Origin of the sequence: Aeromonas sp. NJAU223 (assembly GCF_051125555.1) — a bacterium.
In the GTDB taxonomy this organism is placed as follows: Bacteria; Pseudomonadota; Gammaproteobacteria; order Enterobacterales; family Aeromonadaceae; genus Aeromonas; species Aeromonas veronii_G.
Genome location: NZ_CP144204.1, coordinates 450,090 through 476,868, shown reverse-complemented (window position 1 = coordinate 476,868; position 26,779 = coordinate 450,090). Strand labels below are relative to the sequence as shown.

At 62.1% G+C, this 26,779-nt stretch carries 24 protein-coding genes and 1 other RNA gene; 4 read left to right on the top strand and 21 right to left on the bottom strand.

The window, feature by feature from the left end:
• The first annotated feature begins 42 nt into the window (after positions 1–42).
• From VZC39_RS02295 to yacG, 4 genes are read left to right on the top strand one after another with little or no spacing between them, the layout of a single operon-like run.
• Positions 43–915 carry a prepilin peptidase gene (locus VZC39_RS02295; protein WP_349920821.1) on the top strand — a complete coding sequence of 291 codons (873 nt, stop codon included), beginning with the start codon at positions 43–45 and terminating at the stop codon, positions 913–915.
• A gap of 18 nt (positions 916–933) precedes the next feature.
• Positions 934–1,548, top strand: coding sequence for a dephospho-CoA kinase (gene coaE, locus VZC39_RS02290; RefSeq protein WP_434665366.1), 615 nt, complete (start codon positions 934–936; stop codon positions 1,546–1,548).
• 37 nt (positions 1,549–1,585) lie between these two features.
• On the top strand, positions 1,586–2,308 hold the full coding sequence (gene zapD, locus VZC39_RS02285; RefSeq protein ID WP_349920819.1) for a cell division protein ZapD: 723 nt from the start codon (positions 1,586–1,588) through the stop codon (positions 2,306–2,308).
• A gap of 12 nt (positions 2,309–2,320) precedes the next feature.
• Positions 2,321–2,515, top strand: coding sequence for a DNA gyrase inhibitor YacG (gene yacG, locus VZC39_RS02280; protein WP_349920818.1), 195 nt, complete (start codon positions 2,321–2,323; stop codon positions 2,513–2,515).
• An 82-nt stretch (positions 2,516–2,597) separates the two neighbouring features.
• On the opposite strand, the gene mutT is transcribed toward yacG, so the two are convergent.
• The 21 genes from mutT to rsmI all read right to left on the bottom strand — a co-directional run bounded on the left by mutT (position 2,598) and on the right by rsmI (position 26,701).
• Positions 2,598–3,005 carry an 8-oxo-dGTP diphosphatase MutT gene (gene mutT / locus VZC39_RS02275; protein WP_349920817.1) on the bottom strand — a complete coding sequence of 136 codons (408 nt, stop codon included), beginning with the start codon at positions 3,003–3,005 and terminating at the stop codon, positions 2,598–2,600.
• Positions 3,006–3,013: 8 nt separating this feature from the next.
• Positions 3,014–4,198, bottom strand: a complete 1,185-nt coding sequence (locus VZC39_RS02270; protein ID WP_349920816.1) for a tetratricopeptide repeat protein — start codon at positions 4,196–4,198, stop codon at positions 3,014–3,016.
• A gap of 72 nt (positions 4,199–4,270) precedes the next feature.
• Positions 4,271–6,991, bottom strand: coding sequence for a preprotein translocase subunit SecA (secA, locus tag VZC39_RS02265; RefSeq protein ID WP_349920815.1), 2,721 nt, complete (start codon positions 6,989–6,991; stop codon positions 4,271–4,273).
• Positions 6,992–7,048: 57 nt separating this feature from the next.
• Entirely contained in the window at positions 7,049–7,954 is a 906-nt protein-coding gene (locus tag VZC39_RS02260; protein WP_349920814.1) for a M23 family metallopeptidase, read from the bottom strand.
• Between the two features lie 140 nt (positions 7,955–8,094).
• Positions 8,095–9,018 carry a UDP-3-O-acyl-N-acetylglucosamine deacetylase gene (gene lpxC / locus VZC39_RS02255; protein ID WP_349920813.1) on the bottom strand — a complete coding sequence of 308 codons (924 nt, stop codon included), beginning with the start codon at positions 9,016–9,018 and terminating at the stop codon, positions 8,095–8,097.
• 101 nt (positions 9,019–9,119) lie between these two features.
• Positions 9,120–10,271 (bottom strand): cell division protein FtsZ, encoded by a 1,152-nt coding sequence (gene ftsZ / locus VZC39_RS02250; RefSeq protein WP_349920812.1) that lies wholly within the window; start codon positions 10,269–10,271, stop codon positions 9,120–9,122.
• A gap of 40 nt (positions 10,272–10,311) precedes the next feature.
• Positions 10,312–11,571 (bottom strand): cell division protein FtsA, encoded by a 1,260-nt coding sequence (ftsA, locus tag VZC39_RS02245; RefSeq protein WP_349920811.1) that lies wholly within the window; start codon positions 11,569–11,571, stop codon positions 10,312–10,314.
• Positions 11,552–12,304 (bottom strand): cell division protein FtsQ/DivIB, encoded by a 753-nt coding sequence (locus VZC39_RS02240; RefSeq protein ID WP_349920810.1) that lies wholly within the window; start codon positions 12,302–12,304, stop codon positions 11,552–11,554. Before VZC39_RS02240 ends, ftsA begins: the two co-directional genes overlap by 20 nt.
• Before the next feature lie 97 nt (positions 12,305–12,401).
• On the bottom strand, positions 12,402–13,856 hold the full coding sequence (murC, locus tag VZC39_RS02235; RefSeq protein ID WP_349920809.1) for a UDP-N-acetylmuramate--L-alanine ligase: 1,455 nt from the start codon (positions 13,854–13,856) through the stop codon (positions 12,402–12,404).
• 92 nt (positions 13,857–13,948) lie between these two features.
• Entirely contained in the window at positions 13,949–15,019 is a 1,071-nt protein-coding gene (murG, locus tag VZC39_RS02230) for an undecaprenyldiphospho-muramoylpentapeptide beta-N-acetylglucosaminyltransferase (RefSeq protein ID WP_434665359.1), read from the bottom strand.
• Positions 15,016–16,200 (bottom strand): cell division protein FtsW, encoded by a 1,185-nt coding sequence (gene ftsW, locus VZC39_RS02225; RefSeq protein ID WP_434665357.1) that lies wholly within the window; start codon positions 16,198–16,200, stop codon positions 15,016–15,018. Before ftsW ends, murG begins: the two co-directional genes overlap by 4 nt.
• The gene (gene murD, locus VZC39_RS02220) at positions 16,197–17,480 is read right to left on the bottom strand and encodes a UDP-N-acetylmuramoyl-L-alanine--D-glutamate ligase (RefSeq protein ID WP_434665355.1); all 1,284 of its coding nucleotides are present in this window, start codon (positions 17,478–17,480) and stop codon (positions 16,197–16,199) included. The genes ftsW and murD overlap by 4 nt, the downstream gene beginning before the upstream one ends.
• A 3-nt stretch (positions 17,481–17,483) precedes the next feature.
• Positions 17,484–18,566: a phospho-N-acetylmuramoyl-pentapeptide-transferase gene (gene mraY / locus VZC39_RS02215; protein WP_349920805.1), complete on the bottom strand. Its 1,083-nt coding sequence runs from the start codon at positions 18,564–18,566 to the stop codon at positions 17,484–17,486.
• Positions 18,560–19,915 carry a UDP-N-acetylmuramoyl-tripeptide--D-alanyl-D-alanine ligase gene (locus VZC39_RS02210; RefSeq protein WP_434665352.1) on the bottom strand — a complete coding sequence of 452 codons (1,356 nt, stop codon included), beginning with the start codon at positions 19,913–19,915 and terminating at the stop codon, positions 18,560–18,562. Before VZC39_RS02210 ends, mraY begins: the two co-directional genes overlap by 7 nt.
• On the bottom strand, positions 19,912–21,396 hold the full coding sequence (murE, locus tag VZC39_RS02205) for a UDP-N-acetylmuramoyl-L-alanyl-D-glutamate--2,6-diaminopimelate ligase (protein ID WP_349920803.1): 1,485 nt from the start codon (positions 21,394–21,396) through the stop codon (positions 19,912–19,914). The genes VZC39_RS02210 and murE overlap by 4 nt, the downstream gene beginning before the upstream one ends.
• Complete coding sequence (locus VZC39_RS02200; protein WP_349920802.1) at positions 21,377–23,143, bottom strand: penicillin-binding transpeptidase domain-containing protein; 1,767 nt, start codon at positions 23,141–23,143, stop codon at positions 21,377–21,379. Before VZC39_RS02200 ends, murE begins: the two co-directional genes overlap by 20 nt.
• Positions 23,140–23,454 carry a cell division protein FtsL gene (ftsL, locus tag VZC39_RS02195; protein WP_349920801.1) on the bottom strand — a complete coding sequence of 105 codons (315 nt, stop codon included), beginning with the start codon at positions 23,452–23,454 and terminating at the stop codon, positions 23,140–23,142. The genes VZC39_RS02200 and ftsL overlap by 4 nt, the downstream gene beginning before the upstream one ends.
• 3 nt (positions 23,455–23,457) lie before the next feature.
• Positions 23,458–24,396 carry a 16S rRNA (cytosine(1402)-N(4))-methyltransferase RsmH gene (rsmH, locus tag VZC39_RS02190; protein WP_349920800.1) on the bottom strand — a complete coding sequence of 313 codons (939 nt, stop codon included), beginning with the start codon at positions 24,394–24,396 and terminating at the stop codon, positions 23,458–23,460.
• Positions 24,397–24,855: a division/cell wall cluster transcriptional repressor MraZ gene (gene mraZ / locus VZC39_RS02185; RefSeq protein WP_349920799.1), complete on the bottom strand. Its 459-nt coding sequence runs from the start codon at positions 24,853–24,855 to the stop codon at positions 24,397–24,399. It lies immediately after the preceding gene.
• Positions 24,856–25,316: 461 nt separating this feature from the next.
• Positions 25,317–25,702, bottom strand: an RNA gene (gene rnpB, locus VZC39_RS02180) — RNase P RNA component class A.
• A gap of 165 nt (positions 25,703–25,867) precedes the next feature.
• Positions 25,868–26,701, bottom strand: coding sequence for a 16S rRNA (cytidine(1402)-2'-O)-methyltransferase (gene rsmI / locus VZC39_RS02175; RefSeq protein ID WP_349920798.1), 834 nt, complete (start codon positions 26,699–26,701; stop codon positions 25,868–25,870).
• Positions 26,702–26,779 lie beyond the last annotated feature (78 nt).

The following is a 26,779-nucleotide window of genomic DNA, read 5'->3' as shown; positions in this document are numbered from 1 at the left end:
GCCCGGTCATTCGCAGCCCCTTTCCAACAAACGCGGTTGATTATGGCCTCTCTCATCGAACTGGCTCAGGCGCTGCCCTGGCTCTATTTTTCCCTGATCTTCCTCTTTTCCCTGATGATCGGCAGCTTCCTCAATGTGGTCATCCATCGCCTGCCCATCATGCTGGAGCGCGACTGGCAGGCCGAATACCGCAGCTACTTCGACAGCGAACCCGCAGCAGCTTCTGTTCCCCCCTACAACCTGATGGTGCCACGCTCCTGCTGCCCTCATTGCGGTCATGCCATCACGGCCATCGAGAACATTCCCCTGCTGAGCTGGCTCTGGCTCAAGGGGCGCTGCCGCAGCTGTCAGGCGCCGATCTCGGTGCGTTATCCCCTGGTCGAACTGCTGACGGCCCTGTTGTCCGTGGTGGTTGCGGCGACCCTCACTCCGGGCTGGGGCACCCTGGCCGCCCTGGTGCTGACCTGGACCCTGATTGCACTCACCTTCATCGATCTGGACAAGATGCTGCTGCCGGATCAGCTCACCCTGCCGCTCTTGTGGGCCGGCCTGCTGTTCAACCTGCTGGGGGGATTCGTCTCGCTGGGAGACGCGGTGGTGGGCGCCATGGTGGGCTACCTGGTGCTCTGGAGCCTCTACTGGGCCTTCAAGCTGCTCACCGGCAAGGAGGGCATGGGGTATGGCGACTTCAAGCTGCTGGCAGCCCTCGGCGCCTGGCTCGGCTGGCAAGCCTTGCCCATCGTGCTGCTGCTCTCCTCCCTGGTCGGTGCCATCATCGGCATCGGGCTCATCGCGCTGCGCAAACACCATCAGGCCAATCCCATCCCCTTTGGCCCCTATCTCGCCATCGCGAGCTGGGCAGCGCTGCTGTGGGGAGATAGCATCACCCGCTGGTACCTGGACTGGGTGCTCTGACGAAACGAGGTTAAAGCAATGTATGTGGTAGCGATTACCGGCGGCATTGGCAGCGGCAAGACCACTGTCGCCAACCAGTTTGCAGCGCTCGGCATCGATGTGATCGACGCCGATGTGATTGCCCGTGACGTCGTGAAGCCCGGCACCCCGGCGCTGGCGGCCATCGCCGAGCATTTTGGCGCCGCTATGCTAGGGGAAGACGGGACGCTGGACAGACGCGCCTTGCGTGACCGCATCTTCAACCACCCAGAAGAGAAGCAGTGGTTGAACGCACTGCTTCACCCGCTCATTCGCAGCGAGATGTTGCGCCAGTGCGCCGCTGCCAGTTCCCCCTACTGCCTGCTGGTGGTGCCTCTGCTGGTCGAAAACAAGCTCACCAGCCTCGCCAACCGGGTGCTAGTGATCGACGTGGATGAAGAGACCCAGATAGTGCGTACCTGTCGCCGGGATGGCGTCAGCCGGGAACAGGCGCAGGCCATACTGGCGGCTCAGGCCAGCCGGGCAGAGCGCCTCGCGGCAGCAGATGACGTGCTGGACAACCAGAATGGGTCGAGTGAGACCATTTCTGCGCGGATTTTCGCGCTGCACCAAACATATCTGGTGTTTGCCTCTCAACAAGCCCACCAACACTGAGTACACTAGGCCGGTTTATGGCTGGCCAGGATTAGGCATGATTTACGACTTCCCCCTCAATGAAAAAAGCCGGACCTATCTTCGTCTGGAGTCCCTGTTTTCCCAGATCCGCGACAATCTGGAGAGTGACCAGCCTTGGGCACACATCGCCTTCTTCAAGGGGTTGTTCGATCTGCAGGAGTTGCTGGAGCGCGGTGATCTGCGCGCCGATCTCATCAAGGATCTGGAACGTCTCGGCCAGCGGCTGAGCCACTGGGCCAGCCTGCCGGATGTGGACCTCGAGCAAGTCCAGCGGATGCAGCAGGAGAGCACCCAGCTCTCCCGCAGCCTGCTGCACTCCCCTCGCCCCGGCGCCCGTCTGAAGGAAGATCGCCTGCTCGGCTCCATCCGCCAGCGCTTCTCCATTCCCGGCGGCCTGTGCGCCTTCGACGTGCCCCAGTTGCATCACTGGCTGGCGACCCCCGCCGTCACCCGCCACCAGCAGATGCAGCAATGGCTCAGCGACATCAACCTGTTGATGAACGCCATCACGCTCTTGCTGCGCCTGTGGCGGGAATCCGGCAACTTCAGCGATCAGGTCGCCACCAACGGCTTCTTCCAGGACACCGCTGAGGGCGCCGAGCTCATCCGCATCCGTCTGCCAGGCGGCCAGCCCGCCTACCCGACCCTGAGCGGCCACAAGAACCGCTTCGCCCTGCGCTTCCTGCCCACCGCCGAGCAACAGATAGGCGACGTGCCTTTCCAGCTCGCCTGCTGCTGAGGAGAAAACGACATGGTCACCAAGGTAAAATGCCCCACCTGCCAGGGCGAGGTTGAATGGACTCCCGAGAGCCTGTTTCGCCCCTTCTGCAGCAAGCGTTGCCAGCTGATCGACCTCGGTGAATGGGCCGATGAAGAGAAACGCATTCCCGGCGAGATCGATCCCGAGCTGTTGCCCTACCCCGAGGAAGGGGAGCAGTGGCAATAAGCCAGAGATGAAAAAGGGCCCGATGGGCCCTTTTTCATGATGTTGACGGTGGCCCCCCTGCCGGGCTGCACACCCTCATGCTTTATTGAGCGAGCTGTTGCTGCAACCGGGCAACGATAGGGCCGTTGGCATCGGGGAACTGGTACTCATGCAGGGCGGCCAGCGGCACCCAGCGGCACTCCTGCCCCTCCTTGCCGAACGGTTCTCCATGGAAGCGGGTCACCTTCCAGATATCCAGCAGCACCTGCTTGTCCGGATAGTCGTGATGCAGCTCCATGAAAGGGCTGCAGTCCTGCACCCGGATGCCAATCTCTTCCCACAGCTCCCTGTCCAGCGCGGTGAGCAGGTCTTCCCCTGATTCGACCTTGCCCCCCGGGAACTCCCAGCGATCGCCCTGGTGGCGGTCTGAGGAGCGTTTGGCGAGGAAGATATCCCCCTTCTCATTTTCGATGACGCCGACCGCCACCCAGATCCGTTTCTTCGCTTCCATTTTCGTCCTCAACGTAAAGATGACAATCTGGCCATCCAGGGTGTCAGGCGGCTGGCCTGCCGTGCCCCCTGGGCCATGAAGATATCCTGCCCCACGTGCTCGTTGCCCGCGGGTGAAGGCAAGGGCCAGGGCTCGGCTCCTTGCGGCGTGAAGCAGCGATCGTGGATCAGGCTGCTCACGCGCAGACAGGGCCACACACAGTCGCGCAGGAACCACTGATCGATGTTCGGCGTCTCCATGTTGCCCGACTGGTAAGTCGCGAGCATCGGCGCCAGAGAGGGCAGCACGCCGGCCACCCCGCCCCACATGCCCGCCAGCACCAGATCGGTGTGGCTCCACCAGTCACGCATGATATGGAACCAGTGCCCCGATGCAAGCCAGGCATCGACCGCTACGCGCTCCCTGGCATTCAGCACGGAGTCCGCATCACGGATGAGAAAACGCCCGACCCCGGGATCGTTGGCCACCTGGAAGCGCCAGCAGAGCCGCTCGCGCAGAGACTGGCCGGCGGGCTGCATCATCACCTCGGCACCGTGTTCTCGCAGACAATCCAGCAGCTCCGCCGGCACGCTCTCATCCACATAGAAGCGCACCCGCCAGCCCGGATAGAGGTAGGCAGCCGCTAGCACGTTGTCGAGCGCGCCCCTCAGATAGCGGGGCGCCTTGCCCCACAGCGAAAAGGCGATGACGCTCTGTCGCTCTCCCTGCGATGCCAGCCAGGCATCCGGGCCCATGGCGGGGAGAGACCAGCCCGCAGGCAAGGGACCTCTCGCCTCGTCTTTCAGCGTCAGCGCCTGGGTGCCCGCCACGGCCGCCTCGTCGTGACGGCCGAGCTTGGCGAGGCAGCTACAGAGCCCATCCTGCGCCAGATAATCCCCCGGCTCACGCTTTGCCAGCAGCTCAAGATGCACCAGAGCCCGCTCATACTGGTTGGCTCGGGAGAGGCAGACGCAGAGATTGCGCAGCACCTCGATGTCATCGGGGGCGCTCTTGTGAGCCTGCTCCAGCACCTGGGCAGCGGATGCGGGATCGCCGCACAGGAAGAGGTAGTAGGCAAACTGCAACTGCAGGGGGACGGGTTTGCTCTGCTGTGCATTGAGCCGTACCAGCACCTGTTGCACCGCCTGTTGGCGATCTCCTTGCGACCAGCTGGCATGAGCCGCTTTGCACCAGCCCGTTGGAACCTTGCTCATCATCCCTCTCCTTGTGCTGTCCCCTGAAATGAATGCACCGCCCGAAGGCGGTGCATGGATCATCACGGGAGCTTAGGTCAACTGACCGTGGCAGTGTTTGTATTTCTTGCCGGAGCCGCAGGGGCAAGGGTCGTTGCGCCCTACCTTCTGCTCGTCCCGCACGAAGGTGACCGGCGCCGCTTCGCCCTGGCTCTCCTCGTCCGCCAGCTGGTTCTCGGCGGCCGCATGGGTGTAAGTGCGGGGAGCGGCTTCCGCCTGCTGGCGCTGCTGCTCTTCCATCGCTTCCACGTCGCGCTCCTGGACCTGTACTCGGCTCAGGATGCTGACCACGTCGCGCTTGAGGGTTTCCAGCATCTGGGTGAACAGATCGAAGGATTCGCGCTTGTACTCCTGCTTGGGGTTCTTCTGGGCATAGCCGCGCAGATGGATGCCCTGACGCAGGTGATCCATGGCCGCCAGATGCTCCTTCCAGAGGCCATCCAGAGTCTGCAGCATCACCGCCTTCTCGAAGTTGCGCAGCACCTCCTTGCCGACCAGCTCCTCCTTGTGGGCGTAGAGCTTGGTGGCTTCTTCCAGGATGCGCTCGCGCAGCTTCTCTTCGTACAGCTTGTCATCTTCCGCCAGCCACTGCTGCAGCGGCAGATCCAGGGCGAAGTCGGATTTCAGGCGCGTTTCCAGGCCCGGCACGTCCCACATCTCTTCCAGGGACTGGGGCGGGATGTACTCGTCGATGATGGCGCCGTAGACGTCGTCACGGATGACATGGATGGTTTCTGAGATATCGTTGGTATCCAGCAGTTCATTACGCTGCTCATAAACCACTTTACGTTGATCATTGGCTACGTCATCGAACTCCAGCAGGTTTTTACGGATGTCGAAGTTGCGACCTTCCACCTTGCGCTGGGCATTCTCGATGGCCTTGGTCACCCAGGGATGCTCGATGGCCTCGCCCTCTTCCATGCCCAGCTTCTTCATCATGCCGGTCACGCGATCGGAGGCGAAGATCCGCATCAGGGTATCTTCCATGGAGAGGTAGAAGCGGGAGGAACCCGGGTCACCCTGACGACCGGAACGGCCGCGCAGTTGGTTGTCGATACGACGGGATTCGTGACGCTCGGTACCGATGATGTGCAGGCCGCCGGCGGCCAGCACGGCGTCGTGACGCACCTGCCAGGCTTCCTTGATGGCGCGAACCTGTTCCTCGGTCGGATTCTCCAGCGCGGCGATCTCCGCCTGCCAGTTGCCACCGAGCACGATGTCGGTACCACGACCGGCCATGTTGGTGGCGATGGTGACGGCACCGGTCTGGCCCGCCTGGGCGACGATCTCCGCCTCCATGGCGTGGAACTTGGCGTTCAACACCTTGTGGGGAATGTTCTCCTTGGTCAGGATGCCGGACAGCAGCTCGGAGTTCTCGATGGAGACGGTACCCACCAACACCGGCTGGCCCCGCTCCACGCAACCGCGGATGTCTTCGATGATGGCGGCGTACTTCTCTTGTGCCGTGAGATAGACCAGATCGCCCATGTCCTTGCGAACCATCGGCTTGTTGGTCGGGATGACCACGGTATCCAGACCATAGATCTGCTGGAATTCAAAGGCTTCGGTATCGGCCGTCCCGGTCATGCCCGCCAGCTTGTCGTACAGACGGAAGTAGTTCTGGAAGGTGATGGAGGCCAGGGTCTGGTTCTCGTTCTGGATCTTGACCCCTTCCTTCGCCTCGACCGCCTGGTGCAGACCATCGGACCAGCGGCGACCCGGCATGGTACGGCCGGTGTGTTCATCGACGATGACGATCTCGTCCTTCTGGACGATGTAGTCGACGTTGCGCTCGAACAGGGTGTGGGCACGCAGACCGGCGTTGACGTGGTGCAGCAGGCTGATGTTGGTGGCGGAGAACAGGGAGTCGTCTTCCGCCAGCAGCCCCTCTTTCTTGAGCAGCTCTTCCACGAAGATCTGGCCGTTCTCGGTCAGCAGGGCCTGACGGTTCTTCTCGTCCACGGTGTAGTGGCCGTCGCCGGTGTACTCTTCAGAGTCTTCCTTGTCCTGCTTGACCAGCAGCGGGATCAGCTTGTTGATCTGGATGTACATGGCGGAGCTGTCTTCCGCCGGGCCGGAGATGATGAGCGGGGTCCGGGCTTCGTCGATGAGCACGGAATCCACCTCATCCACCAGCGCGTAGTTGAGCGGACGCTGCACGCGCTGCTCCGGCGAGAATGCCATGTTGTCGCGCAGGTAATCGAAACCGAATTCGTTGTTGGTACCGTAAGTGATGTCGGCGGCGTAGGCGTCACGCTTCTGGGACGCATCCATGCCGGGCACGTTGCAATCGACCGTCATGCCGAGGAAGGTGAACAGCGGGCGGTTTGCCTCGGCGTCACGCTTGGCCAGGTAGTCGTTCACCGTCACCACGTGCACGCCGCGACCGGACAGGGCGTTCAGGTACGCCGGCAGGGTCGCGGTCAGGGTCTTGCCCTCACCGGTCTTCATTTCGGCGATGCGGTTGGAGTTGAGCACCATGCCGCCGATCAGCTGGACGTCGAAGTGACGCATGCCGAACACCCGGCGGGAGGCTTCACGCACGGTGGCGAACGCTTCCGGCAACAGCTGCTCCAGCGTCTCACCCTGCTCCAGACGCTGACGGTACTCGGCCGTCTTGGCCTGCAGTTCCTGATCGGACAGTGCCTCGAACTGAGGCTCCATCGCATTGATCTGTTTTACAATTTTGCGCAAAGCCTTGAGCGTTCTGTCGTTCCGGCTGCCGATAATCTTGGTGAGCAGTGTGCTAATCATGGGTACCAACTATTTTGGTTATATAAGCGTTCCGTCACTGGAACCTGAAGAAAAAACCTAACCCCGTCTGGCGTTCAGAAAGCGTGCGGGGTTGACCTGACGACCATCTTTCAACACTTCGTAATGCAAATGCACCCCGGTCGCACGACCGGTGCGGCCCATCAGGGCTATCTTCTGGCCTTCATCGACCAGGGTACCCACCTCCACCAACAGCTTGGAGTTGTGGGCATAACGGGTGACCAGACCATTGCCATGGTCGATCTCCACCATGTTGCCAAATTCCGGGTGACGTCCCGCCCAGCTGACGATCCCCTTGCCGGTCGCCAGAATGGGGGTGCCGGGTTTGCCCCGGAAATCCACGCCCTTGTGCATCTTGGCGCGACCGTTGAACGGATCGACCCGGCCACCAAAGCCCGAGGAGATCCAGACCCGCTCCTGCTTGACCGGCGAGCCGGAAATAAAACCGGCATCGGTGATATGGTGATTCATGATGAAAGATTCAAGTACCGAGAGCTGTTCTTCACGGCTGCTAAGCTGGCGATTGAGGTGTGCCATAGAATCTTGCAGCTCGTTGAGGCTGACTTCCAGATCCGCATCATAGGAGGGGCCCCCCATGGGTGGCAGCTCCTTGAAGTTGAACTCCTCGGGATCCAGGTCTGCCTTCTCGGTCAGGCGCTCGCCGAGGGCATTGAGGCGACCCAGCTGCCCCTGCATGGTGCCCACCTGGGCGGCCAGCATGGCAAGCTGTTCACGGGCTTCATCAGCCCCTTGGGTCGATTTTTGTTGTTGCGCGAGGACCAGCGCCACTTCCAGCGCTTCCATCTTCTGGTGCCAGCTCTGCCAGAGCCAGCCACCGCCCATTGCCAACAGGGAGAAGAGAATACCGCCGACCCAGGCCAGACGTTGTTTGGGTAAGTGCACCTTGCGGCGCTGCTTGCCGTGGAGGATCAGGGTAATGCTCATAGAAACTTGTCTGCTCGGTCAGGTGAGGCCAGAGGCCCGCACGGGTAATAAAACCGGGAGATAATCGGTATTAAGGAGTGGAATACACAAATGACAGGACGTCGGTGCGGAGAGGTGACCGACGTCCTGTTGCACAGCTATCAGGCCAGAACCAGACCGTTGTCGTAGTAAGCGATAGGCGCTTTCTCGCCCTCACCCTCGAAGGTCACCAGTTCCCAGGCCTCCTGCTTGGCCAGCAAGGCACGCAGCAGTTTGTTGTTCAGGGCATGGCCCGTCTTGTAGGCACGGAATTCACCGATGATGCTGCGGTTGCACATGTACAGGTCACCGATCGCATCCAGCATCTTGTGCTTCACGAATTCGTCTTCGTAGCGCAGGCCATCTTCGTTCAGTACCCGATAGTCATCCAGCACCACGGCGTTTTCCAGGCTTCCGCCCAGCGCCAGGTTCTGGGAACGCAGATACTCGATGTCACGCATGAAGCCGAAGGTACGGGCACGGCTGATCTCTTTCACGAAGGAGCTGCCGGAGAAGTCCAGCACGCAACGCTGGTTGCGGCCTTCAAACACCGGATGCTGGAAATCGATCTCGAGATCCATCTTGAAGCCGTTGCGATAGGGGTGGAATTCCGCCCACTTGTCGCCGTCTTCAACCCGGACGCTCTGCTTGATCCGCACGAACTGCTTGGGTGCATTCTGTTCACGAATACCCACTTCCTGCAGCAGGTAGATGAACGGATGTGCACTGCCATCCATCACCGGGATCTCAGGCGCGTCAACCTCCACATAGAGGTTGTCGATCCCCATCCCGGCCAGGGCGGCAGACAGATGTTCGATAGTCGACACACGAACACCGGCTTCGTTGACCAGAGCGGTACAAAGCACGGTATCACGTACCTGATCGGCGTTGGCTGGCAGCTCTACCACAGGATTCAGATCGGTACGCAAGTAAACGATCCCTGTGTTAACAGGCGCCGGACGGAACGTCATTGTGACTTTCCGGCCCGAATGCAGGCCCACACCGGTGGCCTGGACACTCGTTTTCAAGGTTCTTTGTCTAATCATGGGCGTATCCGCTTAACAGCTCAAATTCCTGACCAGATGGTCGTTGCCGGGCCATCATAGCACAATCCTTAAGCAACAAACAAACCAGAGCCATCAGAGGCTTAGTCAGCTTGCTTGCGCAGGAACGCAGGAATGTCGAGATAATCCGGCTCACGGCGAGCTTGCGGCTCGGCGTTCACCACCTTGGCCGGGGCTTCTTCCATCACGCGGCCTTGCATCATGTCGCTCACCAGCGGCTGACGCACCGGGCGCTCTTGCACCTGGCTGCTCTTGACCAGGGTGATGTCCGGCTTACGCTCGGCACCGATACCGGTAGCCACCACGGTCACACGCAGTTCGTCGTGCATTTCCGGGTCAATAACGGTACCCACGACCACGGTCGCGTTCTCGGAGGCAAAGGCCTTGACGGCGTTACCCACGGTCTCGAACTCTTCGATGGTCATGTCCATGCCGGCGGTGATGTTAACCAGGATGCCACGTGCACCGGCCAGATCCACGTCTTCCAGCAGCGGGCTGGAGATGGCTTTCTCGGCCGCTTCTTCGGCACGGTCATCACCGGAGGCTGAACCGGTACCCATCATGGCGGTACCCATCTCGCGCATCACGGTACGCACGTCCGCGAAGTCGACGTTGATGAGGCCCGGGCGAGTGATCAGCTCGGCAATGCCCTGCACCGCACCCAGCAGCACGTCGTTGGCCGCCTTGAAGGCGTCCAGCAGGGAGATGCCACGACCCAGCACCTTCAGCAACTTGTCGTTGGGGATGGTGATCAGGGAGTCGACGTTCTTGGACAGCTCTTCGATACCGTGAGCGGCGAAGCCCATCCGCTTCTTCCCTTCGAAGGAGAACGGCTTGGTCACGACAGCCACTGTCAGGATACCCATCTCGCGGGCGACTTCGGCCACGATGGGGGCAGCCCCGGTACCGGTACCACCGCCCATGCCGGCGGCGATGAACACCATGTCGGAACCGGTCAGCAGCTCACGCAGCGCTTCCCTGTCTTCCATGGCGGCGTCACGGCCCACTTCCGGGTTGGCGCCAGCGCCCAGACCCTTGGTGATACCACCACCGATCTGCAGCGTGGTGTTGGCACTGGAGTTGCGCAGGGCCTGGGCATCGGTGTTGACGGTAATGAACTCAACACCCTCGATGTTTTGACGAACCATGTGCTCGACTGCGTTGCCGCCGCCGCCACCCACACCTATCACCTTGATGACGGCTTCGTCAGTGTGGCTATCCATAAATTCAAACATGTTGTCTCTCCGCTTTATTTGCTGACTGACGCAAAATCTCTTAGAACTCGCCACGCAACCAGTTGCTGACCCGTTTGACCAGCCCACCTACGCTTGCCTTGGCGGCATATTCCTTGTTATTGCCGGTGGATTGATTGGTCCGGCCGTATTGCAGCAATCCGACCGCGGTCGAATACACTGGCGCCTGCACGTAATCGCTCAATCCACGTATGTTCATGGGCTCACCCACCCGGACCTGGCTCTGGAAGATCTGCTCCGCACACTCCACGATGCCTTCGATCTGGGCTGCGCCACCGGTCAGTACCACACCGGCCGCCAGCTGATGCTTGACCCCTTGAGCCTTCAACTCACTCTGCACCCGCACCAGCTCATCATTCACCATGGAGAGCAACTCGGTGTAACGGGGTTCAATCACTTCAGCCAGTGTCTGCCGCTGCAGGCTGCGCGCCGGACGGCCGCCGACACTGGGGACTTCAATATTGTCTTCCTTGCTGACCAGACGGCCGAGGGCGCAACCGTAACGCACCTTGATCGCTTCCGCATCCAGCGGCGGCGTGCCAAAGGCGTAGGCGATGTCGCTGGTGACCGTGCTGCCGGCATAGGGGATCACCTTGGTGTGACGCAGGGCGCCGCCGGTAAACAGCGACATGTCCATGGTGCCACCGCCGATATCCACCACGCAGACACCCAGCTCCTTCTCGTCCTCGGTCAGTACCGCATAGCTGGACGCCAGGGCGGAGAAGATCAGCTGATCCACCCGCAGACCCACCTTCTCGACACACTTCTCGATGTTGCGCGCCATGTCGTTGTGGCAGGTGATCAGGTGCACCTTGGCCGCCATCCGCACGCCGGACAGGCCGACCGGATTCTTGATCCCTTCCTGATAGTCGATGGCAAACTCCTGGGGCAGCACGTGCAGCACCCGCAGCTCATCGGACAGTCGCACCGACTTGGCGGTGTGGATGACGTTGTCCACGTCCTCCTGGGTCACCTCCTCGTCGGAGATGGGCACCATGCCGGTCTCGTTGCGACAATCGATGTGCTTGCCTGACAGACCCAGATAGACGGAGCTTATCTGGCAGTCGGCCATCATTTCTGCCTCTTCCACCGCACGGCGCAGGGACTTGACCACGGAGTCGAGATCGTTGACCCCGCCCTTCTCCATCCCGCGTGAGGCGTGGCTGCCCATGCCGATGACATTGAGCTCACCATCAGGCAGCACTTCGCCAACCAGTACCGCCACCTTGGTCGTGCCGATATCCAGTCCGACAATCAAATTTCTATCTGCGGTGTTGGTCATTCACTTTCTCTTCGCTTTTCTTCCAGCCAACTGCCATTCCGGTGTCGTATCGAAGGTCCACGTAAGCGACCCGCTCACGGGGTTCGATGACCGGGAAGGCATCGATAAACCGCTGCAGACGAAGCGCGATATCCGAGCGCCCCACAAACAGCTGAATGTTGCCATCCAGGGTCAGTTCCCAGGCATGGCGGGGGGTCAGATTCACCCCCATCAACTTGTATCCCCTGGCCGCCAGCAAGGTCTCGTACTGATGGCTGGCTTCCAGCACCTTGGCGGCCTGATCATCGGGCCCGGACAACTGCATCAGCGGCTTTTTCACCCTGTCCGGGGCACTGAACACCTCACCCTTGGTGTTGACGAAGCGGTTGCCATTCCAGCGGGCCGCCACATCCTGTTCGGTGAGGTAGACCTTGATCTTGTTCGGCCACTTCTTGCGGACCGACACCTGGGCCACCCAGGGCAGCGCGTTCAAACGCGCCTGCAATTCGTTCACATCCAGCTCGAAGAAATTGCGCAACTGGGCACCATCCAGCACGGCATTGCGCAGCTCATCGGCTTTCAAATATTCGTGTTGCCCCTGTAGCAACAGCTCGCTCATGGGCAACCGACTGGCATCCGTCAGCCAGTCTTTAACATCCAGCGCAGTCTGGTAGAGCCCCCACATGACCAGGATGAAAAATCCCACCCCGGCGATGAAGCCCCCCTTGGTGCGCCCTTGTGCCCTTGCCTCCACCCGATCGATCCCCGTTTAACGCGCCATGTCGGCCACTTGCAGACCGGTTCGCCATTATATAGGCGCCGGCTTGGCGGTCAAAATACTCATTGGGCCCTCAGGCACCGGATTTCATGCTATCCACGCTCAATTTCATCTCGCCGAGACGACGGGCCAGCGCCCCGACGTTCCCTGCCCCCTGGGTCAGCACCAGATCCCCCTCGCCGATGAGGTCCGCCAGCACCGCCGGGACATCGTCCGGCGTTGCGACAAAGATGGGTTCCATCGCGCCTCGGGAGCGGATGGTGCGGCACAAGGCACGGCCATCGGCACCGGGAATCGGCTCCTCACCGGCGGCATAGACCTCCAGCATCACCAGCACATCCACCTTGGAGAGCACGTCGGCGAAATCTTCGTAGAGATCCCGGGTACGGCTGTAACGGTGGGGCTGGAACACCATGACCAGGCGCTTCTCGGGCCAGCCGGCACGGGCCGCGTTGATGGTCACCTTGACCTCGCTCGGGTGGTGACCGTAGTCGTCCACCAGCATGGCCTTGCCACGACCGGTCTCGAACTCGCCATATTGCTGGAAGCGGCGACCCACCCCTTCGAACTTGGACAGGGCCTGGATGATGGCGTCGTCGCCGATGCCGTCTTCAGTCGCGACCGCAATGGCGGCAGCCGCGTTGAGGGCATTGTGCACCCCGGGCAGGTTCAGGGTGACCAGCAGCTCACCGGCATCCTTGCGGCGCACCCGGAAACGGCTGCGGTTGCTGGTCTGCTCGAAGTCCAGCACCTGCACATCCGCATCGTCAGACAGGCCATAGGTCAGGGTCGGACGGGCGATCTCCGGCAGCAGGCTGCGGATCACGGGGTCATCCACGCAGACCACCGCCAGGCCGTAGAACGGCAGGTTGTGCAGGAAGTCGATGAAGGTCGCCTTCAACCTGGAGAAGTCGCCGCCATAGGTATCCATGTGATCCGCTTCGATGTTGGTCACGATGGAGACCATGGGCTGCAGATGCAGGAAGGAAGCGTCGCTCTCGTCCGCCTCGGCGATGAGGTAGCGGCTGCTGCCCAGGCGCGCATTGGTGCCGGCACTGTTGAGCAGACCACCGATGACGAAAGTCGGATCCCGGTCCGCCTCGGCATAGATGCTCGCCACCAGACTGGTGGTGGTGGTCTTGCCGTGGGTACCGGCGATGGCGATGCCGTGACGGAAGCGCATCAGTTCCGCCAGCATCTCGGCGCGGCGCACCACGGGGATGCGCAATTCACGGGCAGCCAGCAGCTCGGGGTTGTCCTGCTTGATGGCGGTGGAGACCACGACCACGCTCGCCTCGTTGACGTGCTCGGCACTGTGACCCACGAAGATGTGGGCACCGAGGGAAGCCAGGCGCTCGGTCACGGCATTGCGCGCCAGATCGGAGCCGGAGATCTGATACCCCTCGTTGGCAAGCACTTCGGCGATCCCGCCCATACCGGCACCACCTATACCGATAAAGTGGATGCGACGCACGCGGCGCATTTCGGGGATCACGGTACGCAGTTTTGCCAGTTCAACCTTGGTCATAATCTTCTCTCTTTAGTCCACCGTGCAGCCGCGCGGCGACATCAACATTCTCGGGATAAGACGGCACGGCGTTGCGGGTGCCATCTTGATCATCATTTTTGGGTCGCAAGCCGTTTGCACTCATCGGCAACCCGTTCGGCGGCATCGGTGATGGCGACGCGACGGGCGGCTTGCGCCATGTTCAGCAAGGTTTCTCTGCGCCCGGCGAGCCAGGAGAGACGGGCGGCCAGGGAGGCCGGCGTCAGCTCGGATTGGGGCAGGAACTCCGCGGCGCCACCATCCACCAGGGTCAGGGCGTTGCGGGTCTGGTGATCGTCCACCGCGTGGGGCAGCGGCACGAAGATGGCGGCGAGCCCGGCAGCCGCTACTTCGGAGACCGTCAGCGCCCCTGCGCGGCACACCACCAGATCGGCCCAGGCGTAGGCATCCGCCATGTCCTTGATAAATTCGCTCACCTCGGCTTCGACGCCGTGCTGGGCATAAGCCGCGGCGACGGTGTCCCGGTTGCCCTTGCCGGTCTGATGGCGCACCGCGATGGGCACGCCAGCGGCGGCGACGGCGGGCGGCACCTGCTCATTGAGCACCTTGGCCCCCAGGCTGCCACCGACGATCAGCAGCCGCAGGGGGTCGGCCGCACTGCGCAGCACGGGATCCGGCAGCGCCACCACTTCGGGGCGCACCGGATTGCCGACCACGGCGGTGCGGGCATTGGGAGCAAAGGCGCCGGGGAAGGCCATCAGCACCCGTTTGGCGATGCGGGCCAGCAGCTTGTTGGTCATGCCGGCCGCCGCATTCTGCTCGTGCAGCAACAGCGGGATACCGGCGATCCAGGCAGCGACGCCACCGGGACCCGAGGCGAAGCCCCCCATGCCGAGCACCACGTCGGGTTTGATGGTCTTGAGCACACGGCGCGCCTGCAGCACGGACTTGACGATGCGGTAGGGCGCGGCCAGGAGGCGCTTGATGCCGTTGCCACGCACCCCCTGGATGTCGATGAAGGAGATGGGGTAACCGTGGGCGGGCACCAGTTCGGCCTCCATCCGGTCGGCGGTGCCGAGCCAGTGAACGGTCCAACCCTGGGCCTTGAGGCGATCGGCCACGGCCAGACCCGGGAAGACATGTCCCCCGGTCCCACCCGCCATCACCAGCAACGTCTTGCTCACGAAACCTCCCGCACGCGCGCCTGGGCACTGGCCTGACGCAACTCGAAATCGATACGAATCAACATGCTCACCGCCACCATCATGATGATGAGACTGGAGCCACCATAACTGACCAGGGGCAGGGTCAGCCCCTTGGTGGGCATCATGCCGCTGGCCGCCCCCACGTTGACGAAGGTCTGGAAGCTGAACCAGATGCCGATGCCGATGGCCAGATAACCTTCATACAACCGCTCGGCCACCAGCGCCTGATGGCCCAGCTTGAGGGCCTTGATCGCCAGCGCGAAGATGAGGAAAAGTGCGCCCAGCACTCCCACGTAACCGAGCTCTTCACCGAGGATCGCGAACACGAAGTCGGTGTGCGCCTCCGGCAGGTATTCCATCTTCTGGATGGAGTTGCCGAGCCCTTCGCCAAACCAGCTGCCACGGCCGAATGCCATCAGGGACTGGGTCAGCTGATAGCCGCTGCCGAAGGGATCGGCCCAGGGATCGAGGAAGGAGGTTACCCGCCGCATCCGGTAAGGCTCGGCGATGATCAGGGTCACCACGGCACTCACCCCCACCAGGATGAGGCCGATGAACTGCACCAGCCGCGCCCCCGCGAGGAACAACATGCCAAGGGAGGTCACGAACATCACCACCACGGAGCCAAGATCCGGCTGGGCCAGCAGCAAGATGGCCACCACGAATAGCACCGCCATGGGTTTCATGAAGCCGATGAAGCGCTCACGGACCTCGCTCTGACGACGCACCAGATAGCCCGCCAGATAGACGAAGAGCGCCAGCTTGCCAAACTCGGCCGGCTGCAGGTTGAAGGGGCCGAGCGGCAACCAGCGCACGGAGCCGTTGACGCTGCGCCCCACCAGCAGTACCAGCACCAGCATGACGATGGCGAGCAGCAGCATGGGGCCGTTGTACTGCTGCCAGCGAGCCATGGGCACCTGCAGCACGAACCAGGAGATACCGAGCGCCATCACCAGGAAGAGGCCATGGCGTTTGACGAACATGAAGGGATCGTTGTTGATGGCGATCCCTTCCGGAATGGAGGCCGACGCGACGATCACCAGACCAACGGACATCAGCGCCAGGGCCAGCACCACCAGTTGCCGATCGAAGAGACCGGCGGGGCGCGCCGGTAGCAGCAGGCGTTGCAGGAAGCTGGCGACAACGCGCAGGGTATTCATAGGGCCAGCACCTGCTCGGTGAAGCGATCGCCGCGCGCTTCGAAGGACTTGAACTGATCCAGGCTGGCGCAGGCCGGGGCCAGCAGTACCCAGTCGCCTGGGCGAGCATCGGCGGCGGCCTTGGCGATGGCGGCGTCGAGATCCGCCACTCGCTCGGTCTGCTCACCCAAGGCGAGCAGTACGTCAGCATCCTGCCCGAAGCAGTAAATGTGGTCGATTTGACTACCAAGGAGCGCTTGAACAGGTCCAAAATCCTGCCCCTTGCCCTGACCACCGGCCAGCAGCAAGAGACGGCCCTTGACCGACTCACGTACCCCGGCCACGGCGGCCAGCGTCGCCCCGACGTTGGTGGCCTTGGAGTCGTTGATCCAGCGCACCCCGTTCACCTCACGCACGAAGCGGGCGCGGTGAGGCAGCCCTTCGAAGCGGCGCAGCACCCGCAGCTGTGGCTCGCGGGGGATCCCGACCGCGTCGCACAGGGCCATGGCGGCCAGGGCGTTGGCCTGGTTGTGGGCACCGACGATCTTCATCTCGTCCACCGCCAGCAGCGGCTCGCCGTGCAGGGTCAGCCAGAAGCGACCATCCAGCTCGCAGCGGCCGTAACCGTTGCAATCCAGCCCGAAGCTTTGCCACACCTGACCCACATCGGGCTGGGTCTGGGCATCGTCACGGTTGATCAGAATGTGTTGGGAGTGTTGATGGATCTCCTGCTTGGCGGCCCGGTAGTCGGCCATGCCCGCGTAGCGATCCATGTGATCTTCGGAGAGATTGAGCACCACGGAGGCGGCGGCGCGCAGGCTGTGGGTGGTCTCGAGCTGGAAGCTGGAGAGCTCCAGCACGCAGAGATCCATCGGCTGCTTGAGCAGATCCAGCGCCGGGGTGCCGATGTTGCCACCGACGCCCACTTTGAGACCGGCCTCGGCGATCATCTCCCCCACCAGGGTGGTGACCGTGCTCTTGCCGTTGGACCCCGTGATGGCGATGACCGGCACCTGGGTCTCGCGCACGAACAGCTCGATGTCGCCGACGATGCGTACCCCGAACTCGGCAGCCGCCTTCAGCTCGGGGGTCGACAGCGCGATACCCGGGCTCGCCACTATCATGTGGGCCTGCTTGAGACGATCCCCATCCAGCCCCTGGATGAGCTCCACCCCGGCGGGCAGTTGATCCTTGCCGGGAGGATTGGCACGGGTGTCCATCACCAGCGGCGTGATGCCTCGGCCGAGGAAGTAATCGACGCAGGAGAGTCCGGTTTTGCCGAGTCCGATGATGATGACCATGGCTTATCTCACCTTCAGGGTGGCGAGACCGAGCAGCACCAGCATGAGGGTGATGATCCAGAAGCGCACGATGACGCGCGGCTCCGGCCAGCCCTTCTTCTCATAGTGGTGATGGATCGGTGCCATGCGGAAGATGCGCACGCCGCGCAGCTTGTAGGAACCCACCTGCAGGATCACCGAGACGGTCTCCATCACGAAGACGCCCCCCATGATCACCAGCAGGAACTCCTGACGCACCAGTACGGCGATGGTGCCGAGCGCCCCGCCGAGGGCCAGGGAACCCACGTCCCCCATGAAGACCTGCGCCGGATAGGTGTTGAACCAGAGGAAGCCCAGACCCGCCCCGACGATGGCGGTACAGACGATCACCAGCTCAGAGGTATAGGGCACATAGGGAATGTGCAGATAGTTCGCGAAGTTGACGTTGCCGGTCGCCCAGGCGATGAGGGCAAAGCCACCCGCCACCATCACGGTCGGCATGATGGCGAGCCCATCCAGGCCATCGGTCAGGTTGACCGCGTTGGAGGTGCCGACGATGACGAAATAGGTCAGCACGATGAACATCAGGCCAAGTTGCGGCATCACATCCTTGAGGAAGGGCACCACCAGCTGGGTCTGACCGTCGTGGGTGGCCGTGGCGTAGAGGAAGACCGCCACGGCCAGCGCCACCGCCGACTGCCAGAAATACTTCCAGCGGGCAATCAGGCCATCGGTGTTCTTGCGCACCACCTTGAGGTAGTCATCGGCGAAGCCGATGGCACCGTAGGCGCCGAGCACGAACAGCACCAGCCAGACATAGGGATTGTCGAGGCGGCACCAGAGCAGCACCGAGGTGAAGATGGCGGCAATGATCATCAGGCCCCCCATGGTCGGGGTGCCCTTCTTGCTGAGGTGAGACTCGGGGCCGTCGTTGCGGATCACCTGGCCAAACTTCATGATCTGCAGGCGGCGGATGAGGCGTGGCCCCATCCAGAGCGCTACCACCAGGCCGGTGATGATCGACAGGATGGCGCGAAACGTCAGGTAGGAGAAGACGTTAAAGAAGGTGAAGTGCGGGGTCAGCAGTTCCGCCAGCCAGACTAGCATGTGGCTGACTCCTGATGGTCGGTGACCATCTTGACGATATCTTCCATGCGGGAGCCTCTGGCGCCCTTGACCAAAATCGAGATTTCCGGGTGTGTATTTATCATTTGCGCAAGCACTTCAAACAACGACGCCTTGTTATCGAAATGTCGGCCAGCCGCGGCATCTGCGGTGTGGCGACTCTGTTCCCCTACCGTCAGCACGGCATCGAGGCCGCGCTCGCGGGCGTGGCGTCCAACCCGGGCGTGCTGCGCGGCGGACTCCTCACCCAACTCCTTCATGTCACCGAACACCAGCACCTTGTAGCCACCCATGGCGGTCAGGGCGTCGATGCCAGCCAGCACGGATTCCACGCTGGCGTTGTAGGTGTCATCCACCAGGGTGAGGCCACCCCAGCGCTGGACGCAGAAGCGCCCCTTGACCGGTGCCATCTGCTCCAGGCCCGCCTTGACCGAGGCCAACGACGCGCCGAGCGCGAGACAACCGGCGGTCGCCGCCAGGGCATTGGCCACGTTGTGGCGGCCCGGCAGGGCCAGGGTCAGACTGATTTCACCGTTCGGAGTCACCAGGGTGCACTCGGCGCAGCCATCGGCATTGAAGCCGATGTCGCGGGCGTGGAACGGCTGGCTCTGATCCTCGATGGAGAAGGCGCACTGAATGCCCTTCGCCTGCCACTTCGGCCAGAATTCGTTGTCGGCATTGACGATGGCGCTGCCGCCCTCCCCCAGACCCTCGAAGATCTCGCTCTTGGCGTGGAATACCCCTTCCAGGGAGCCGAAACCCTCCAGATGAGCGGCCGCCACGTTGTTGATGATGGCGGCATCAGGCTTGGCAAGCGAGGTGGTCCAGGCAATCTCGCCCGGGTGATTGGCCCCGAGCTCCATCACCGCGAACCTGTGTTGCGGCTCGAGGCGCAGCAGGGTGAGCGGGACGCCTACCTCGTTGTTGAAGTTGCCGGCAGTGGCCAGCACTTCCCCTTCGTGACGCAGGATGGCGGTCGCCATCTCCTTGACCGTGGTCTTGCCGCAGCTGCCGGTGATGGCCAGCACTTTCGGGTTGATGCGCTCGCGCACCAACCTGCCCAGACGCCCCAGCCCCTTGAGGCTGTCGGCCACGATCAGCTGAGGCACCGCCAGTGGCAGCTCCCGCTCCACCAGCAGCGCAGAGGCACCGGCCGCGACCGCCTGATCGCAGAAATCGTGGGCATCGAAACGCTCGCCACGCAGGGCGACGAAGAGCGCGCCAGCACCCAGGGTGCGGGTATCCGTGCTGACCGCCGTGATCTCGGCGTCACCGCCGATCAGACGGGCATCGAGCGCCTGCGCCAGTTCGGCAAGCCTGAGGGTCATCATGTGAATGACTCCAATAATGTGTGCAAGGCGGCGGCGACGGTTTCCCGATCGCTGTAATGCCGCTTGTCAGTGCCAATAATCTGATAATCCTCATGGCCCTTACCGGCCACCAGGATGATGTCCTGCTTGCTCGCCTGCGCCAGCGCCAGGCCGATCGCCTTGACCCTGTCGTGCTCGATCTGCACTGAGGCGGGATCGCGAAAACCCGCCACCATGTCCGCCATGATCTGGGCCGGCTCCTCGGTACGGGGATTGTCGTCGGTCAGGATCACGCGATCCGCATACTGCTCTGCCATGGCGGCCATCATGGGACGCTTGCCGCGATCCCGGTCGCCGCCACAACCCACCAGACACCAGAGCTCGCCTTCGCAGTGCACCCGCAGGGCCTGCAAGGCTTTTTCCAGCGCATCCGGGGTATGGGCATAATCGACCACGGCCAGCGGCGCATCGCCACCGCCGAAACACTCCATGCGACCGGTCACCGGCTGCAGCCTGGGGGCACTATCCAGCAAGGCGTCGAAATCGTAGCCGAGCACCAGCATCACACCCATGGCCGCCAGCACATTGCTGACGTTGAAGCGGCCGAGCAAGGGGGCGGATAATACACCATTCCCCCAGCTGGAGTTAATCTGTGTGTGAAAACCTTGTTGGTGAAATTGGGGATCCTGCGCCGTCAACTGTCGCCCGGAATGATGGGCGATGGGGCCATTCACCCCGAAGGCCACCGCCTTGGGGTAACGGGACAACCAGCTGCGACCCAATTCGTCATCAGCATTGATGACTGCACAAGGCTCATTCACCAGCTTGATCAGCTCTTCCTTGGCCGCGCCATAGGCTTCCATGGTGCCGTGATAATCCAGATGATCCCGGCTCAGGTTGGTGAAGGCTGCCGCCGCAAAGTGCAGGGCCGCCACGCGATGCTGCACCAGACCGTGGCTGGAGACCTCCATCGCCACCAGGTCAGCCCCCTCTTGCTGCAAGGCATCCAGAGTGGCTTGCACCTCCACCGCGCTGCCGGTGGTGTTCGGCGCCTCCACCAGCTTGCCGAACAGACCGTTGCCTATGGTACCCATCACCCCGGCCTTGCCCCCCAGCAGGGTGCGCCAATTCGCGACCAGCAGGGCCGTGGTGCTCTTGCCGTTGGTGCCGGTGATGCCAACCAGTTGCAATCTGTCGCTGGGCTGCTGATAGAAATGACCGGCCAGCTCGGAGAGCCTGGCGGGCAAATCGGGGATCCCGTAGCAGGGAACGGAGAGCACGGGCGGGACGAATTCACCGTCCTCCTCAAACAGCACGGCGGCGGCTCCCCGAGCCACCGCCTGTTCGATAAAGCCTCTGCCATCCATCTGGTGACCGCGCACGGCCACGAACAGCGAACCGGGCCCGACGCGCCGACTGTCCAGCTGGATGTCGGTGAGGGGGAGCGCCGGGGCGTGGATGCCGAAGGGGCGCAGCAGTTGATCAAGTGCGCGGGGCAGCATTGGGAGCCTCCATACGGGCAAGCTTGGCGGGAACGGCAGGAGAAATCCCGTCGGGACGAATGTTGAAGAGTTGCAGCACGCCGCCCATGGCCTCGGCGAAGGGCGGGGTAGCCACGGCGCCGCCGTAGTAGGCAGTGCCCTTGGGCTCGTTGATCACTACGACCATGACGAAGCGGGGGTTGCTGGCGGGGGCGAAACCGGCGAACCAGGCCATGTAGTCCTTGCCATAGCCACCGGCGACGGCGACCTTGGCGGTACCACTCTTGCCGCCGACCCGGTAGCCGGGGATCTTGGCCTTGGGAATGGCGTTGTCGACCACGTACTCCAGCGCCTGCAACATGGCGGTGGCGTTGTTGTGATCGATGACCTGCTCCCCCTTGGGAGGCGTGGTCACCTTGATGATGGAGAGCGGCACCCGCTTGCCCTTGTTGGCCAGGGTCGCGTAGGCGGAAGCCAGCTGCAGCGGGGTGACCCGCAGGCCATAGCCAAAGGAGAGGGTCGCCCGCTCGATATCGGACCAGCGACGACGCTGGGGCAGCATGCCACTGCTTTCCCCCATCAGACCGCTGCCGGTATCCATGCCAAAGCCCACCATGCTGAGAGTGTTGATCATCTCCTGGGCCGGCATGCGCAGGGCGATGCGCGACATGCCGATGTTGGAGGAGTAGCGCAGGATGTCGTACAGGTTGGTCGCCTTGTGAATACTCACATCGCGGATCTGCTTGGCCCCGATGAACAGGGGGCCGCCCTGAATGGTGTCTTTCCAGCTGGTCACGCCCGCCTGGAGCGCACTCAGCAGGATCAGGGGCTTGATGGTGGAGCCCGGCTCATAGGTATCGGTCACCACCCGGTTGCGCACCCGGAAGCTCTGGTACTGGCCACGATTGTTCGGGTTGTAGGAGGGGGTGTTGACCATGGCGAGCACTTCGCCGGTCTTAACGTCCAGCATCACCATGGAGCCGGAGGTCGCCTTGTTCTCGTCGGTGGCGCGTTTGAGCGCCCGGTAGGCCAGCGCCTGTACCCGCTGATCGATGCTCAGTTGCAGATCGTTGGAGTTCTTGCCCTCCTTGACCAGACCGAGCCGCTCGATGACGCGGCCCTGACGGTCCTTGCGTACCCGCATCTCACCCGGGGTCGCAGTCAGCCACTCGTTGTAGCTGCGCTCTATCCCCTCGATCCCGCTGCCATCGATATTGGTCACCCCCACCAGATGGGAGCTTATCTCGCCGGTCGGATAGAAGCGGCGGGACTCGGGGCGCAGATAGATGCCACCGAGCTTGAGCCCCTTGATGTATTCCGCCACCGCCGGCGTCACCTGCCGCTGCAGATAGACGAAACGCTTGCTCGGGTTGGAGATGCGATGCTTGAGGGTATTGATGTCGAGCTTGAGCACGGCGGAGAGCGCCAGCCAGGCGCGTTCGTTATGGATAGCACCGGTCTCGTGTACCGTCTTGGGATCCGCCCAGACGGCCTCGACCGGCACCGATACCGCCAGCTGCTCACCGTTGCGATCCGTGATCATGCCACGCACCGCCTGGGTGGAGGTGGTGCGCAATGAACGCATGTCCCCTTCCTGGCGCAGCCGATCGGGATCGATCACCTGGATCCAGGCAAGACGCAGGATCAGACCCGCAAAGGCGATGCCGATGAAAAAGACCAGCGTGCGAAAGCGCCACGGGTAGAGTGACGGTGCTTTGGCCTTGGCTTTCTCTTTTGCCGGTGCCCGGGTGGCAGCCTTGCGTTTCATGGTTGAGTTATTACCTTCTCGGTGGTCACCAGGGGGCGAGCCATCTGCAATTTATCCATGGCCAGGCTCGCCACTCTGGAGTGCTCGGCCAGAGTGCCCTGCTCCAGCAGCAGGTGCCGCCACTCGATGTTGAGCCTGTCCTCTTCCGCCATCAGGTCATTCTGCTTGGCGGTCAGACCCCGGGTCATGTTGGTCACCAGGATCACCGCGAAGGCAGTGACCAGCACGGCGACAGCCAGCAGGACCTGCAGCTTGTGGCGCCAGAGATCTCCGATGATCTCCTTGGCCAGATGAACGCGCACCTCGCTCATGACTCAATCCGCCAGACGCTGGGCCACCCGCAGCACTGAGCTGCGGGCGCGGGTGTTTTCGGTGACTTCATGATCGGAAGGCTTGAGCGCCTTGCCGATCGACTTCAATTTGCGGCCACCCGCCAGCTGAGCCTCGGTCAACGGGATGCCGTGCGGTACCTCGGGGCCCTTCTCGTGTTTGCGGATGAAGTGCTTGACCAGCCGGTCTTCCAGAGAGTGGAAGCTGATGACGGAGAGACGCCCTTCCGGAGCCAGTACCTGCAGGGCACCGTTCAGCGCAGTCTCGATCTCATCCAGCTCGCTGTTGATATAGATGCGGATGGCCTGGAAGCTGCGGGTCGCGGCGTGCTTGCCCTTCTCCTTGCTCGGATTGACCCGGGCAATCATCTCCGCCAGCTGGCGGGTACGTACATAGGGCTCGGTCACCCGGTCATGGACGATGGCGCGGGCGATCTTCTTGGCAAAACGCTCTTCACCGAAGGTCTTCAACACCCAGGCGATGTCATCCACGTCGGCGCGGGCCAGCCACTCGGCCGCGCTCTGGCCGGAGGTGGGGTCCATGCGCATGTCCAGCGGGCCATCTTTCATGAAGCTGAAGCCGCGCTCGGCATCGTCGAGTTGGGGGGAGGAAACACCGAGATCCAGCAGGAAGCCGTCGACCTTGCCCAGCAGACCGCGCTCATTCAGATAAGCGGTGATGCCGGAGAAGGGGCCGTGCACGATCTCGAAACGGGGATCCTGGATCTTGGCTGCCTCGGCAATGGCCTGGGGATCCCGATCGATGGCGATGAGTCGGCCATTGGGGCCGAGCTTTTCAAGAATGAGACGAGAGTGACCACCCCGGCCAAAAGTACCGTCGACATAGACGCCGTCCGGCTTGATGGCCAGCCCTTCGACGGCTTCGTGCAACAGCACAGTGATGTGTTCAGCGGCTTGGGTCATTTATAAAGAGAAATCCTGTAGTCGTGGTGAACTCGCCCAATCGTCCTCGGGCAGGCCCTGGATATCGTCATTGATCTGTTGCTGCCAGCGGGCTTCGTCCCACAGCTCAAACTTGTTGAGCTGGCCCACCAGCATGATTTTCTTGTCCAGCCCGGCGTGATTGCGCAGCGGCTGGCTCAGCAGCAGACGGCCATTGCCGTCCAGTTCGCACTCGATGGCGTTGCCGAGCAGCAGGCGCTGCAGGCGGCGCTCCGCGGGGTTGGTGCTGGAAAGCGTCTTGAGCTTGCGCTCGATCTCTTCCCATTCATTCAGGGGATAAAGCAGCAGACAGGGGTGTGCGATGTCGATGGTGCAGACCAGCTGGCCGTCGCATTCGTCGCGCAGCCAGTCTCGATATTTGGTCGGAATCGCCAGTCGCCCTTTGCTGTCCAGGCTGATGGCGTGAGCGCCACGCAACAAATGTCAGTCCCCGAAGGTGAGTTTAAGGAGGCAAATCGCCCGATAAAACCACTTTGATCCACTTTTCTCCACCATGAAGTTTAAGGACGAGCAGAGGGCTTTTCAAGCAAGGATCTCGGGCATGGGGAACATATTGACGTAGCTGTGGGGCACAGCCGATTAAATGAATTGATTTTCCAAGAGTTATCGTGAGGCAGCCAGGAGGCGATTAATTAGAAAAAATTAAAAAATATCACGAAGATGAGTAATGGCGCGGTTCGAATACGCATTCAAGTCACCATTGTCTGCATAATGTTTCTATTAGCCATCACTATTTAAGGTGACGGCCAAATAGCGCAATACCTTTCCTACAAGACTGAGGTTTTCCCCTACAGCAAAAATGACCTACTCCCACAACGGTCATATTTCCTCACCCTGATGAAAAGAGCCTTGCGATCGCTCGCAAGGCTCTTTGTCGAATAGGTCGGAGTCGGCCTGTAAGCCGGGTTCTGTTCCGGGTTGCCCCGGTAGCAATCATTCCTCTAGGCCAGCAATCGCTCGCTGGCTCAAGCAACCTACCCGCCCCCAACGCGGGCCGCGCCAATAGGGGCCTATTTGGTCTTGCTTCGGGTGGAGTTTACCGTGCCACGAACTGTTGCCAGTCGCGCGGTGCGCTCTTACCGCACCCTTTCACCCTTACCTGATCCCTTGCGGGCCATCGGCGGTTTGCTCTCTGTTGCACTGGTCGTAGGCTCACGCCCCCCAGGCGTTACCTGGCACCCTGCCCTATGAAGCCCGGACTTTCCTCCCCTCCGCCCGTCTGTCCCGAGGGACACAACGACGAAGCAGCGATTGCCCAGCCAACTCCGGGCGCGGATTATAGCCTTGTCCCGCGTCCCGGGTAAACCCGCAATTGCGCTTTCCACCGCGAGGCGGGGTTGGAAAGCCGTCAAAGGCAGCGATTCTGCCTATAAAATGAGGAATTTACGGAGTTTCACACCATGAGTATTGAAAGCGCAGTGACTCGTGCTACCTAGTGGTGCTCCAGACCGTATTTATAGAGCGCGTTCTTTTTCACGCCGTGGATCTCGGCGGTGAGCGCGGCCGCTTTTTTCAGCGGCAGCTCCGCCACCAGCAGTCCCAGGGTACGGATCGCCTCCGCAGGCAACTCCTCATCCACCTTGCTGGCACCGGCCACCACCAGCACGATCTCGCCGCGGCAACGGTTCTCGTCCTCGCCGAGCCACACCAGCATCTCGGAGGCTGGCAAGCCATGGATGGACTCGAAGGTCTTGGTCAGTTCGCGGCACACCACCACCTGACGTTCTCCCAGGATGCGGGCGATGGCCTCCACCGTCTCCTGCACCCGGCGCGGGGATTCGTAGAACACCAGAGAGCGGGTGTCTTCGATGACGGCCTGCAGCCTGTCGTCCCGCCCCTTGGCCTTGGCCGGCAGGAATCCCTCGAAGGCGAAGCGGTCGGTGGGCAGACCGGCGGCAGAGAGGGCCGTGATGGCGGCACAGGGGCCCGGCAGCGGAACCACCTTGACCCCGGCCTCGCGACAGCGGGTGACCAAGTGATAACCAGGGTCGCTGATGAGCGGGGTGCCGGCATCGGAGACCAGGGCCACGCTCTTGCCCTCCTTGATGCGGGCGATGAGCACATCGGCTTTTTGCTGCTCGTTGTGATCATGCAGGGCGAAGGTCGACACCGAGATCTGGTAGTGGTTGAGCAGGATACCGGTGTGACGGGTATCCTCGGCGGCCACCAGATCGACACTGCGTAGAATGTCCAATGCACGCTGGGTGATATCCGCCAGATTGCCGATCGGGGTGGGGACTATATACAGGGTTGGGATGTCACTCATGGGATCTCCGAGCGTCCCGACAATTGTGTCGCCATATTGGCCCGTTTACACTATGGAGAACTTCAACACTGGTCGGGG